Raw genomic sequence first — 13,026 nt, forward strand, 5'->3', positions numbered from 1 at the left:
GGCTTGATGTTGCCCCAGGCATTTCCGCCCCGATGCGCCACGACTTTGTTGCGGCGGCAGGTGGGAAAGCATGTGCCGGACGGCAAAAACAGGGGCGCAGGCGGCATCCGGTGGAGCAGTTCGACATCTCGTTGCACGGAATGCTCAGGATGGCCTGCCGGCCAGTTTTCCGATTGACGTGCATCAGGGGGGTGTCGCGAGTCGCCTATTCCTGCCAGGAATTGGGGCCGGTCTTTCTGATGCGCGCTGTCCGTGTTTCACAGGCCACGAATCGAACGCAGCAGGGCGAGCCGGGAAACGGCACCCGACGGGTTTTCCGACCGTCGCGGCCGACAACATCTCCTTGCATCGATCCTGCTTGATCCCAGTCAATTGCCGCCGACCCCTGCATGTCGACAATCCCGACATATTCGACAGGAGTAGGCGATGAACGACAGCAGTTCAACCAGCCGCTTGCGTGCACGCCCGGCCAGGCTCCTGATTGCCGTCGACCTGTCTGTCGCGTCCCGGCAGGTGGTGGATTTCGCATCTCGCCTGGCGCCCGCGGGGGCGAGTATCCGCCTGGTCAGCGTGGCGGAAAATCCGCGAACGCTGATTCCGATCGGATCACTGCCCCGGGCGGTTCTCGACAGCGTCCGCGCCGAACTCAGGAACGATGCCACCGCCGCGGTGTCGCGAGCGCGCGAGGCCCTGACGCGATCCGATCTTCGATTGGAGACCGAAATCATCGATCTCACCAGGCATGGCGGTGACCTGGTCCATGCGCTGCTTCACTCGGCCGAAACCTGGCGGGCCGAGCTCGTGCTGGTCGGCGCACGTCATCATCATGGGTGGCTGTCCCGGTGGGTGGAAGGTACCGTGTCCGAGCCGCTCGCGAGGTCCTCGCATTGTCCGATCATGATCGTGCCGGCGCGCGGCAGGAACCTTCATCGACCGCCGCGGCGCATCCTCTTCGCGATCGACGGCAGCAGCCAGTCGATGGGCGCGCTCGCGTTCGGCCTGACGCTGGCGGTGCCGGACGCGGATCTGCGCGGCATCTATGTCGTGGATCGCGCGGTTCGCTTTGTCGACGTCGTGCCGATCACGGCGCTCGAGGACGCGTTCATCGAGGAGGGCGAGAAAGCGCTGAGCTCGGCAAGACCACTTCTCGAGGGCGTGTCGTCTTGTTCGAGCGTGGCGATGGTCAGTACCGAGCGCACCAACGATGATGTCGCGCACGCGATCTTGCGGGAGGCGGGCAGGTGGGGCGCGGATCTGATCGTGGTTGGCTCGCATGGCCGGCGCGGCATGGCACGCTGGCTTCTCGGCAGCGTTGCCGGGCGCGTGGCTCGAATGACATCGATCCCGCTGCTGATCGTCAATGAACGGGACGCCTGACGCGGTTGGTCTGCCTCAGCACGCCGGCAGGGCGCCGTGAAGAATGGGCTGGTGACTTGACGAGGTATACGATGCCGCTTCGCCTGATAGCTTGCCTGCTCCTGCTGTCGTCCACCGTGCCGGCGTGGACTGCCCATGACGGCGCCGCCTTGGGTTCGCCCCGGCGCGTGCTGATCCTCGCGTACCACCGTTTTGCCACCGAGCGCCGGGACTCGATGACGGTACGCACCGTGACATTTCTCCGGCAGTTGCAGGCCATCGAGGCGAACGGGTACCGGATCGTATCGCTGGACGAGGTGGTTCGCTGGCATGGGGGCCAGGCGGACGTGTTGCCCCCGCTGGCCGTGGCAATCACCGTCGACGACGGGCACCGCTCCGTCTACGAGGTGATGCGTCCGATGCTGGCAGGGCGTCCGATACCGGTCACGCTGTTCATCTACCCGTCGGCCATATCCAACGCCAGCTATGCGATGACCTGGGAGCAATTGCGTGCACTCGGGCAGTCGGGCGATTTCGACATCGAATCGCACACCTACTGGCATCCGAATTTCCGCAGCGAGCGCGCACGGCGCACGCCGGCGGACTACCTGGACTTCGTGTCCTTCCAGTTGACCCGGTCACGCGATCGGCTCCAGTCGGAAACCGGCAGTTCGGTGCGGTTCCTGGCCTGGCCATTCGGCATCCATGATGCGCAGACCGACCAGCTCGCGCTTCGTGCGGGTTATGTCGCCGGGTTCACGATCGAGGCACGTCCGGTTCGACTTGCGGACGCCGCCATGGCACTGCCGCGTTATCTGATGACCGACGCATGCGACACGCGCTGCATGAACGTATTGTTGAAACCGGTTGGTGGCCCCCATGAATGATCGCGTGCTTGCCTGTTTGCTGCTGTCGATGATCGGTTTTGCCGGCCATGTGTCGGCGGTCACGGTCGCCATCGTCGATTCACGCGACGGGCGTCCGGTGGCGGGGGCCATCGGCCACGCCTCGGGCGCGAATCGGACCGCGAATGCGCAAGGCGTGTTCTCCCTGGACGTGGCCGCGGGAGGGACGCGCCTGAGCTTGCGCGCACCGGGATATGCACGCGCGGAAGTCCTGTTGGCGCCCGCCGAGCTCGAGCGCACCGTGAGCATGACGGCCGTGCGTCCCAAGGCGGTCTACCTTTCCGCGTTCGGTGTGGCGAACAGCACGCTTCGCGACTCGGCGCTGTCCCTGCAGGGAAAGACCGTGATCAACGCGCTCGTCATCGATGTCAAGGGCGATAGCGGTGCGACGCCGTACTCCAGTCCTGCGCGCGAAAGCGCCGGCGCCGCCGCGCACGCGCCGGTCAGCGTCCTGAATGCGGCGGAGCTGCGCGCACTGCTGCAGAAGTTTCACGCACGCGGCCTCTACCTGATTGCCCGCATCGTCGTGTTCAAGGACGATCCGCTGGCTGGCGCGCATCCCGAATGGGCCGTGCGCGACGAGCAGGGCAGGATCTGGCGCGACCGCCAGCAGCAGCGCTGGATCGATCCGGGCATTCGCGCGGCTTGGCAACACAATTACGAGGTCGCGGAAGAAGCTGCCCGGCTGGGTTTCGACGAGATCCAGTTCGACTATCTTCGCTTTCCGGATGCCAACGGGCTCAGCTTCAAGGAACCGAACACCGAGGCCAATCGCGTGGCGGCGATCGTCGCCTTCCTGATCGGCGCGCGCGAGCGACTGCAGCCATACAATCTCTACATGTCGGCCGATATATTCGGCTATGTCTGCTGGAACACCGACGACACCGCTATCGGGCAGCGGCTCGAGGCGCTGGCCGAGGTTGTCGACTACGTCTCGCCGATGTTGTACCCATCCGGCTTCACCTGGGGCTTGCCCGGCTGCCGCAAGCCGACCGAGCGTCCCGGAGAGATCGTCTCCAGGTCGCTGGCCGAGGCCGTGCGTCGTACCGGACTGAGTCCTATCCGGTTTCGTCCCTGGCTCCAGGCGTTTCGCGATTATGCGTTCGACCGCCGTCCGTTCGACGCCGACGAGATTCGCGCACAGGTCGACGCGTCCGACGCGGCGGGCACCGACGGCTGGATGCTGTGGAACCCGCGCAATCAATACGATCCCGCGACGTTGCCGCATTGAACGACGTATCCTGAGCCGAGCCTTGCGCCGCGAGCGGGGATCGGGCCGGCTTCAGTCGAGGCGTCACGACCCAGTGGCGTCACGGGCTATCCGAGGCTCGTGTCCAGCAAGCTCGCACCAACTCGTCGCCCTCGCGATACTCGATGGAGAATCGTCCAAGGTGAGCATTCAACAACGCTTCGCCAAGCCGCCGAAGCAGGGTGGCGCCGCAGACCGTCACCCTCAGGCCATTCGCATCCTCGTCGATTTGCAATGGGCGCCCGCTCGGGTGGTAATACGCCTCGATGCGAGCCTGAAGGCATAGCAAGTCCATGATCGCCGCACGGTGAGCGCGCAGATAGGCGCAACCCTGAAGTTCGAGTTCAGCGCCGTGCGCGTGCTCGATGATGCGCTTGCAGGCATGACAGACGAGTTGCGCGTCGTGATGGGGCGTCGCGTTCCAGAGCCACCGTCCCCGGTCATACACCGCGCCGCATTCGCGGCAGCCGTTGCCGCTCGGCACGTGCCAGGCGGCCCAGTGGCTGCCGTTCCTTTGCTGCCGAGGCATCCCGATGGGGGCTGTCTCTCTGTCCGTGGCGCCGGTCATGGCTTGCCCATGGATGACGTGCCTCGCTATCGCGGCTCGCCGCGTCACAGCGGCAGCGGCGGGGGCGGATAGGTGAGATGGCTGACGACTTGCTTGACGCCTGGCACGTTTCTCGCGGCAATGCAGAGCGCGTGACTCTCTTCGTCGCTTGTGATGAAGCCCCATAGATGCACCACGCCGTCGGTCACGATCACGTTCTCGCGCGTCGGCGCCCAGGATTTCCCCTTGGCCGCGGCGAGGATGGCGTCCCGCAGCTCGGCGTCCCGCGGCTGGCAGGCGGGTGCCTTGAGCGGATCCATGCCGGCCAGCGCGCGAACGAGATTCGCACGGCTCACGATTCCGGTCATCCTGCCGTTCTTCATCACCGGAACCCGCTTGATCCGATGCCGCTCGAGCACCTCGGCAATGTCCGCGAGGGGCGTGTCTTCGTAGACCGTCACGACCTCGGCCGTCATCACGTCCTTCACGCTGCGCCCATGCTCTTTCACATACTCGCTCGCCAGTTCGCGATTCGACGTCAACAGTTGCAGCCACCAGGAGCGATGGCGATCGCCGGTGCCGATTTCATACCGGCGCAACAGGTCGCCCTCGCTCACGATGCCCACCAGCTTGCCGTCGGAATCGAGCACGGGCAAGGCGCTGATGGAATGCTTCGCGAGCAGCGCGGCGGCTTCACGTATGCTCATTTCCGGGCGTGCATGGATGACCTCCGGGGTCATCACGTCGCAAGCATGCATGGGTGCTCTCCTATGACAAATTCCGCCGGTTCGCCCGGCAGCCGCGCCGTCGTCCTGTTTCGGGCAGGAACACGAGCGGCGAATCTCGACGGGCCGTTTCCGCCGTCGTTCTCGCCTCGCCTATCTCGGCGCCAGTCGACTTTGCCCTTCGGTGCCGGTGTCGAGTTGACCGAGGTCAATCATGCGATTCGCACTCGATATCCATACTTTTAATTAATTGGATGTGGAACGCATGTCTCGAGGAATGCCGCGTGATTTCCGATGTGTGATCGAAGCGGAAGCGAAATCGGGGAATCGACGATGGGCGGCGCTTGAATATATCGGGCGCCTCTGAAATATCGATGTAATTTCAACGTTTGCGCATCTGGACGAGAAATGGCGATCACTTTAAGCTATTAAGCGAATCCGACATGCCGCGAGAGCACGGGATTCCCTGCGCCATTTTCCTCCCGGTCCGGCGGCTTGCACCATATGGAAGCAGGATGATTCGACATTCAATATCAGGCTTGTCCGCATTCATCGGAGGAACTGCGAATTGCCGCCTGTGGAGATGGCGTGAGTGCTTATGCATGCATCGGCCATATGCGCCTCGGCGGCAGTGGCAAGCGATATCACTACGAGGCTGCCAATGAAAAAGGTTCTTCTCGTCGAGCGTCATGCCATCACGCGCGCCGGCATTCGACGCATACTGGAAACCACGCAGGATTTCCTCGTCGGATGCGAGCTCGCGAATGGCGACGAGATATTGTCCGCGGTCGACGGCGAAACATTCGATGTGGCGATTCTTGATTTTTCCAGTCTGGGGCAACGAGGCCGGGCACTGATTCACCAACTTGCCGTTCACGTGCCGACGATAAGGATCCTGGTGATATCGGCTAATTCGGATCCGGTTCAGGCCAAGTCGGTCTTTGCGGCCGGCGCGGGTGGATTTCTCGCGAAGCGCAATAGCGGCGCCGAGATGTTACAGGCGGTGCGCCTGGTACTGTCGGGCCGCCGATATCTGAGCCCCGACGTCGCGGAGCATATGGTGCGCATGATCGACTTGCCGTTCGACGCGCCACGACATGCCAGGCTCAGCACGCAGGAAACCAAGGTGCTCAGGCATCTGGCATCCGGTGAACCTGTCGCGGAGATCGCCCGGGACATGGGGCTCAGCAACAAGACCATCAGCACCTACAAGGCGCGCTTGTTCGACAAGCTCGCGGTGCGCAGCGACGCCGAGCTGGTGCGATATGCACTCGCCCATCGGCTCGTCGATCCATGCATATAGCGTGGTGGCGCGTTCGCGCTTGATTGGCGTCCCCATGTCCCGCGAGCGAGGCGCTGGGCGGCGGGCAGCGGCACCGTCGGCGAGAGGGTGTTGCCGTGCCTTGCGCGGAGTCGATGGTCCACCGGACATGCGGTCGATTCCTTGCCTCAGGTCAGGCAATCCGGTGTCCGGCTCGATACCATCGAAGCCGTGCCGGAAATCACGCCGATACCAAGGCTGTGCACCCGTGCGGGGTACAGCATGGCGCATGGTCCGCCGGCTCGATCCCATCGTTGCCGAGGTGTCGACCATGTCTGATTCACTACTGCGCTATCGCGAACGAACCACGCAGATCGCCGAGCGCATGCGCGCGCTTGGCCAATCCCAGCCGGAATTGATGTCGGCCTTCGGCGCGTTGGGCGCGGCCGGTACCAAGGACGGCGCGCTGACGAAAAAGACCCGCGAGCTGATTGCCTTGGGTATCGCGATCTCGAGCCGATGCGACGACTGCATCGGTTTCCATATGCGCGCCTTGATCAAGCTGCGGGCGACGCGCGAGGAAATCGAGGAAGTCGGCGGCGTCGCCGTCTACATGGGCGGCGGACCGTCGATGATGTACGCGGTCCATGCGTTGATCGCCTTCGACGAGCTCTCCGCCTGAACTTCCCGTTCGCGACGGTGCCCGACGGTCCGGTACCACTGCATCGGCCCGGCGGCGCGGGATGATTGATCGTGATCAATGGAGCACGCGACCAGGCGCTGCACTGTGCATCAAACCGGACCGAGCCGGCATCATCGGCCGGCCGGAAATCACGAAACACGCTTATCGAAAGGAGACGACATGATCAATCGAGCGATGGAAACCTTGCATGCCAATCCATGGGAAGCCTGCGACGCCTGGTTGCGCTTGTTGAGCCATGCGCAGGCCTTGCGCAACGAATGGCATGCACTCCAGCAGCGCGGTGTTGATCGGGACTGCGATGCACTCAACCAGATCCGGGTGGCCGTCGCGGATGCGCATGACTGGCGCGCTTTCGGGGAGGCCTGGCGGCAGTCATGGAACGCCTATGCGCAGTCGAGTGCCGCGTTGTGGCATGACGCGGCGGTATGGTCGATGCACGCACAGCGCGAGTCCGCGAACGCGACGCGCGCCTGGCTGAGTGAATGCCAGGCGGCCGGCCTGCGCGATTTCAGCCGCCTTTGCGGCGACGCTAGCTTGTTCGCATCCTGGCGGGACTGGTTCGCGCAACAGCAGCATGCGGGCACGGAATCGGCGTTGCCCGACGGCCCCATGACGCAACCTTCAGGCAAGCAGTTCGCCGCTGCCGCCTGACGTGCCGGCAGGGCCTCGGGCCGGCTGCGGCCGCCGGGCTTTTTCCGCCCGGACAAACAAACTCCGCAGAACGGGATGCACCCGATCGCGCCAATGCACGCCCGTGAACAGGCCGTAATGATCGCAGTCCTCGATGTCCAGGCGCAGGCGCCGCCGGGCCGCCAGGCCGCTGCACATCGCCAGCGCGGCATGGGTTTGCCCGGCGCCGGTGACGGCGTCGCGCTCGCCTTCGACGGTCAGCAGGTAGGGTTCGCGCAGGGCGCCCGGGTCGACACGCCGGTCATGGACCCGCCATGACCGTTGCGCGAGGCTGGCGCGCTGGAACACCAGGTCGACGGTATCGAGGAAATATTCGGCCGGCATGTCGAGCAGCGCCACATATTCGCGCAGCGCCCGGCGCGCGTTGTCGTAGGCGCGTGCGTCGCCGAGCGAGGCGGCGGTTCGGCAGCGTCCGGCCAGTTCGAGAAAGCGATCCGGATAGACCATGGCGATTTCCGCACGCTGGAGGTAGGCCGGGAATATCCTTCTGCCGCGCCCGGCGAAGCCCGCCGGCACCACGTCGATCAGGGTGTCGCTGCACCAGGCCAGCGAGTGCGAGCGCGCCGCGATGCCGAGCGCGCTGGGATGGAGGCGCGCGTCGAGCGGGCCGCCGATCAGCGCGAGGCTCGCCGGCGAGGCCGCGCCCCGAGACGCCCGCAGCGCCAACGCAGCCAGGCAGGGAACGGTGGCCTGGCAGACCGCGACCACGTGTACCGGCCGGTCCTCGGCCAGCAGTACGTCGACGAAATCATCCAGCATCGCGACATACTCGTCGAGGCCGAAGCGCCCCGTTTCGAGGGCCACGTCGCGCGCATTGATCCAGTCAGTGACGAACACGTCGCCATCCGCCAGGAGTGTCTCGGCGGTTTCCCGCATCATCACCGAGGCGTGGCCGGCAAGCGGCACGCAAAGCAGGATCGACCGTCGCGCATCGCCGCGAGCGAAGCGGCGCAGCGTGCAGAACGGTGCGCTCGCCGCGATCGATTGGTCGATCGCGACGGGTTGGCCGTCCTGCACGATCGCTTCGATCACGAGCTGCGGCGTGGCGAGCTGCAGTCCCACGATCGGCTCCAGCAGATCGGTGTAACACGCGTTCGCGGCATCGACGCCCGGCGCGCCGGCCCAGCGCATGGCGGCACCCCAGGCGCGCAGCCAGCCGGCTTGCTGTTCGATGAGTTCGTACCACATGGGAAGGATCCGGAATCGATACGGTCACGCAAGTCAGCACACTGTCGGCCCGGGGCAGGGGATCGCATTGACCTGAATCAGCGTATTCACGGTCTTGCGACCTACGCTGATCTTCCGATTTATCCGCTTGGCAGGGAGTAGCGCATGGATACCCCAACTCGACGCACGCTCGTGTTGTTCTACTCGCGCAGCGAAACCACCGCCGGCGTGGCGCGGCAGCTTGCCGATCTACTTGGCGCCGATTGCGAGCGGCTCCTGGAAGTCGACGGCCGACGGCGCGCCGGGGCGCTCGGTTACCTGCGCAGCCTGGTGGACGCGCTGCGTGGCCGTGCCGCCGAATTGCGGCCGACGGCCTGCTCCGTATCGGCCTACGACCTGGTCGTGATCGGCACGCCGGTGTGGGCCGGACGCGCGTCGACGCCGGTCGCGGCCTGGCTTGCCCGCCATGGCACGGAGCCGCGGGCGACCGCCTTGTTCTGCACCATGGGCGCGCGTGGCGATTGCGCCGTGTTTGCGCAGATGCAGGCGCTGATGCGTCAACGCCCGCTCGCCACCTGCGCGATCTGCGCACGCGAGCTGCGCCAGGGGACGGCCCACCAGAAGCTGTCCCACTTCGGTCGCGCGATTTCCGATCGGCTCGCCGAGCGTGCCCTGCAGGGGCATGCGCCGTGAGCAAGCCGCCAGCGCGAGCACCCGGCTTGCGTCGGTTCGACTATGTGCTGGTCGGCGGAGGCGCCGCCAGCGTATCGGCCGCCCATGCCCTGCGACACGAAGATCCCGCCGCGAGCCTCGTGCTGGTATGCGGCGAGCCGGTGCTGCCGTACCAGCGGCAGGTGCTGACCAAGGAGTTCCTGACCGGCAGGCTCGCCCCCTCGGCGATCGCGATACACCCGCCGGGGTTCTACGAGGTGCGGGGCATCGAGATCCTGCGCGACGTGCGGGTCGCCTCGCTCGATCCTGCCCAGCATCTCGTCCAGCTCGACGACGGCGGCCGCCTGCAATACGGCAAGCTGCTGATCGCCACCGGCGCGTCGCCGCTCGCGCTGCGGGTGCCGGGGGCGTCACTGGCCGGCGTCCATTACCTGCACGATATCGACGACGCGGTGGCGCTGCGCGCCAATGCCATCGACCAGCGGCGCCTGCTCGTGGTCGGCGGCGGATTGACCGGCATCGAAGTGGCGGCGACGCTGCGCGCGCGCGGCTTGCAGGTCACCCTGGTCGAGCGCAGTCGGCAACTGCTGCCGCAACTGCACTGCGTCCGGCTCTCCGAGCACTTCGGCCGGCTCTGCCGCGCCAGGGGCATCGAGGTACTGACGGACACCACGGTCGATCATCTGATCGGTGTCCAGTCGGTCGAGGCGGCCGTGCTCGCGAATGGCCGTGTGCTCGCCTGCGATCTGGTGGTGGTCGCGATCGGGGTGGAGCCGAACTGCGCCTTCCTTGCCGGTAGCGGCATCGCGACCGCCGATGGCGTGCTGGTGGACGAGTGCCTGCGTGCTTCCGATCGCGACGTCTACGCCGCCGGCGACGTGGCACGATTCCAGGATCCGGCCTCGGGCAAGCCACGGCGCATCGAACACTGGGACAACGCGGTGCGCCAGGGCCGCCTGGCCGCGCGCAACATGCAAGGCGCGCGCCTGCCTCACCGGGATGTCTCGATCTTCTACGGCAACGTGTTCGAGGTCTCCTACAACTTTCTCGGCGACCCCTGCGAAGCGAACGAAATGGTCGAGCGGGGCAGCTTCAACGAGCCGCCTTACTCGCTGCTCTACCTTCGCCATGGCGTGCTGCGCGCGATGTTCTCGATCGGTGCCCGAGCCGAGGACATGACGGCCGCCGAGGAAGCGATACGCTATCGGCTCAATCTCGCCGACCCATTGGCGGCGGCACGTCCGGGCTGGCGGCTGCGCGCGGTACCGCCGCAAACCGTGTTGATCCTGCAGGGCGGCGGCGCGCTGGGGGCGTTCGAAAGCGGCGCGATCGCGGCGCTGGAGGCTCGGGGCGTGCGGCCCAACGTGGTCTCGGCCGTGTCGATCGGTGCGTTCAACGGCGCCATCGCCGCCAGCCATCCCGGCCATGCCGCCGAGGCGCTCGATGCGTTCTGGCGGGAGTTGTCGATATCGAATCCTCCGGGTTCCGAATACGCGCCCTGTGCCGGGCACACGCTGCTCGCCTGGCGGATCGCCCTGTTCGGGGTGCCGAATTTCCTGCAGCCGCGCTGGTGGCCCGCGCAATTCTGGACGACCGGCTTCGCGCCATGGTGGACGAGCTGCTACGACACCGGGCCGATGCGCGCGCTGTTGTCCCGGTACGTGGATTTCGAGGCGCTGGCGGCGAGCCCCACGCGGCTGCTGCTCGGCGCCGTCGACGTGGAAAGCGGCCACCGGCGCATCTTCGACAGCTATGTCGATCGCCTGACCCCCGATCACCTGCTCGCCAGCGGCAGCCTGCCGCCGGCCATGCCCTGGACTTTCGTCGAAGGGCGGGCCTATTGGGACGGCGGCATCATCAGCAACTCCCCGCTCGACCTGGTGATCGAGCGTTGCGGGCGGATCGCGGGACGCGTGTTCGTGGTCGACCTGTTTTCCGGGGCTCGGCCCCTGCCCTCGAACCTGTTCGAGGTGCTGTTGCGGCGCGACGAAATCGTGTATGCCGACCGGGTTCGCAACGACCTGCGCTTCGAGGAGAACGCCGGCGATTTCAGGGAGCTGGTGGAGCGCGTCACCAGCCGGCTCGCGCCGGCGACGGCCGCACAGGTGAGGCAGTCTCCCGACTATATCCGCCTGATGGGCGAGCGCGCGCCGGTGCAGATCGTGCGCATCGAGCTCGGCGGCGCCGGCTTGATCCGCGCGCCCTTCGCACGCGATTTCGACTTTTCCGTGGACGCCATCGCCCGGCTTCGCGAGCAGGGCCGAGCCGCCGCGCTCGATGCGCTCGATGCGCTCGGACCGGGCGAGGCGTCGTAAGCGCGAAAGCGCTGACCTGAGTCAATCCGCTTCGGGCTTGCGCGCCTAAGGTTGTCTGCACCGCAGGCGAACAGGAGCCAAGGACCATGAAGACAGACAGCCAGCTGAAGAAGGATATCGAGAGCGAACTCGAGTGGGATCCATCGATCGACGCAGCGCGCATCGGCGTCGCGGTCCACGACCGGATCGTGACGCTCACCGGGCAGGTGCCGAGCTATTTGCAAAAAGTCACGGTACGCAAGGCGGTCGAGCGTCTCGCGGGCGTGCGCGGCGTGGTGCTCGAACTCGTGGTCCGCACCGACGGCACGAAGCAGCGTTCCGACGAGGATATCGCGGCGGCCGCGCGATCCCTGTTGCTATGGGACGCCGGACTCGGGGAGCAGGCTGTGCATGTCACGGTGGAGAAAGGCAGCGTGACCCTGTCCGGCGAGGTCAATTGGGCTTACCAGATGCAGGCGGCGGAACGGTCCGTCGAGCGGCTGCGTGGCGTGGTCCACGTGAGCAACGAGATCCGGGTGCGTGCGCATCCGACGAGCGGCGACATCGCCGGCAAGATCGCCGCGGCCCTGGCCCGCCACGCGGCCGATGAAGCGGGCCATGTGGGGGTGGCGGTACAGGATGGACGCGTCATCCTGACGGGGCGCGTGGATTCGCTGCGTGAACGACGGCTGGCCTTCGATGCGGCCTGGTCGGCGCCGGGCGTGCGCGAGGTCGTCGATCAGATGAGCGTGGCCTGATGGTCGCGCCTGTGTCTCGCGCGGCCGGCCGGACCTGCGGCATCGGCCGACTGGGCCGCCATGCGCTCGCGGTGTCGTGGCCCGAGGCGCGCCCGTCCGGCATGGTCCGGGAGCTGGCATGAATGCAGCCAGGTTGTGCACCCGCGAGGTGGTCACGTGCTCGGCGCGGATCACCCTGGCCGAGGCGGCCGCCACGATGCGCGCCGAGCATGCGGGCGATCTGGTGGTGGTGCGCGAGCAGGATGGGCAGCGTTGGCCGGTGGGTATCCTGACCGACCGCGATATCGTGGTCGCCGTGGTGGGCCAGGATGCCGAACCGGACGCGTTGCTGGTCGGCGAGCTCATGTCCGAGCCCGTCGCGGTGGCGCATGGGGGCGACGATCTCTGGCTTGTCGCCAGGCGCATGCGCCAGCACGGCGTGCGTCGCTTGCCGGTGGTCGGCGACGCCGGTGAACTGCTCGGCATCGTCACGCTCGACGATCTGTTGCGCGCGGCGGCCGAACTGCTCGACGAACTGCGGCTGGTGGCGGCCAGGCAGGTATATTTCGAGCAGTCGCGGCACCCGTAGCCGCGGCCGCCAGGCGGCACACACTCCCGTGCCCGCGTTCCTGGCGGGGCGGGCAGGCAGACCGATGCCCTGGCATCGCCTCGGTCCCTTCCCGCCGCCGCGCCGTGCGGCGAGCGCGGAAGCGATACGAT

At 66.4% G+C, this 13,026-nt stretch carries 13 protein-coding genes; 10 read left to right on the plus strand and 3 right to left on the minus strand.

Translation table 11 applies throughout. The annotated features are described in order from the left end of the window. Positions 1 to 426: 426 nt before the first annotated feature. From FB600_RS10985 to FB600_RS10995, 3 genes are all read left to right on the plus strand, one after another. A complete protein-coding gene (locus FB600_RS10985; protein ID WP_096748858.1) occupies positions 427 to 1,377 on the plus strand; it encodes a universal stress protein in 951 nt (316 codons plus the stop codon). 71 nt (positions 1,378 to 1,448) lie between these two features. Further along, positions 1,449 to 2,243, plus strand: a complete 795-nt coding sequence (locus tag FB600_RS10990) for a polysaccharide deacetylase family protein (RefSeq protein ID WP_052747407.1) — start codon at positions 1,449 to 1,451, stop codon at positions 2,241 to 2,243. Further along, complete coding sequence (locus tag FB600_RS10995; protein ID WP_096748857.1) at positions 2,236 to 3,492, plus strand: putative glycoside hydrolase; 1,257 nt, start codon at positions 2,236 to 2,238, stop codon at positions 3,490 to 3,492. The genes FB600_RS10990 and FB600_RS10995 overlap by 8 nt, the downstream gene beginning before the upstream one ends. 79 nt (positions 3,493 to 3,571) lie before the next feature. Here FB600_RS10995 and FB600_RS11000 read toward each other — a convergent pair whose 3' ends face one another. Continuing rightward, the gene (locus tag FB600_RS11000; protein ID WP_096748856.1) at positions 3,572 to 4,078 is read right to left on the minus strand and encodes a BCAM0308 family protein; all 507 of its coding nucleotides are present in this window, start codon (positions 4,076 to 4,078) and stop codon (positions 3,572 to 3,574) included. A gap of 44 nt (positions 4,079 to 4,122) precedes the next feature. Beyond that, the gene (locus FB600_RS11005; RefSeq protein WP_096748855.1) at positions 4,123 to 4,815 is read right to left on the minus strand and encodes a CBS domain-containing protein; all 693 of its coding nucleotides are present in this window, start codon (positions 4,813 to 4,815) and stop codon (positions 4,123 to 4,125) included. Positions 4,816 to 5,443: 628 nt separating this feature from the next. Here FB600_RS11005 and FB600_RS11010 point away from each other — a divergent pair. The 3 genes from FB600_RS11010 to FB600_RS11020 all read left to right on the plus strand — a co-directional run bounded on the left by FB600_RS11010 (position 5,444) and on the right by FB600_RS11020 (position 7,397). Continuing rightward, the gene (locus FB600_RS11010; RefSeq protein WP_096748854.1) at positions 5,444 to 6,085 is read left to right on the plus strand and encodes a response regulator transcription factor; all 642 of its coding nucleotides are present in this window, start codon (positions 5,444 to 5,446) and stop codon (positions 6,083 to 6,085) included. Positions 6,086 to 6,374: 289 nt separating this feature from the next. Next, on the plus strand, positions 6,375 to 6,725 hold the full coding sequence (locus FB600_RS11015) for a carboxymuconolactone decarboxylase family protein (RefSeq protein ID WP_046579587.1): 351 nt from the start codon (positions 6,375 to 6,377) through the stop codon (positions 6,723 to 6,725). A 180-nt stretch (positions 6,726 to 6,905) separates the two neighbouring features. Beyond that, a complete protein-coding gene (locus FB600_RS11020) occupies positions 6,906 to 7,397 on the plus strand; it encodes a hypothetical protein (protein ID WP_052747403.1) in 492 nt (163 codons plus the stop codon). On the opposite strand, the gene phaZ is transcribed toward FB600_RS11020, so the two are convergent. After that, the gene (gene phaZ, locus FB600_RS11025) at positions 7,368 to 8,624 is read right to left on the minus strand and encodes a polyhydroxyalkanoate depolymerase (RefSeq protein WP_096748853.1); all 1,257 of its coding nucleotides are present in this window, start codon (positions 8,622 to 8,624) and stop codon (positions 7,368 to 7,370) included. The genes FB600_RS11020 and phaZ overlap by 30 nt on opposite strands. A 171-nt stretch (positions 8,625 to 8,795) precedes the next feature. Here phaZ and FB600_RS11030 point away from each other — a divergent pair, with 171 nt between their 5' ends. From FB600_RS11030 to FB600_RS11045, 4 genes are all read left to right on the plus strand, one after another. Beyond that, entirely contained in the window at positions 8,796 to 9,296 is a 501-nt protein-coding gene (locus tag FB600_RS11030) for a flavodoxin family protein (protein WP_227742978.1), read from the plus strand. Positions 9,297 to 9,322: 26 nt separating this feature from the next. Next, complete coding sequence (locus FB600_RS11035; RefSeq protein ID WP_186467856.1) at positions 9,323 to 11,590, plus strand: FAD-dependent oxidoreductase; 2,268 nt, start codon at positions 9,323 to 9,325, stop codon at positions 11,588 to 11,590. Between the two features lie 86 nt (positions 11,591 to 11,676). Next, the gene (locus tag FB600_RS11040; protein WP_046579195.1) at positions 11,677 to 12,327 is read left to right on the plus strand and encodes a BON domain-containing protein; all 651 of its coding nucleotides are present in this window, start codon (positions 11,677 to 11,679) and stop codon (positions 12,325 to 12,327) included. A 118-nt stretch (positions 12,328 to 12,445) separates the two neighbouring features. Next, the gene (locus FB600_RS11045) at positions 12,446 to 12,895 is read left to right on the plus strand and encodes a CBS domain-containing protein (RefSeq protein ID WP_046579193.1); all 450 of its coding nucleotides are present in this window, start codon (positions 12,446 to 12,448) and stop codon (positions 12,893 to 12,895) included. The last annotated feature ends 131 nt before the right edge of the window (positions 12,896 to 13,026 follow it).

Origin of the sequence: Burkholderia sp. SJZ089, assembly GCF_007828315.1 — a bacterium.
GTDB lineage: Bacteria > Pseudomonadota > Gammaproteobacteria > Burkholderiales > Burkholderiaceae > Burkholderia > Burkholderia gladioli.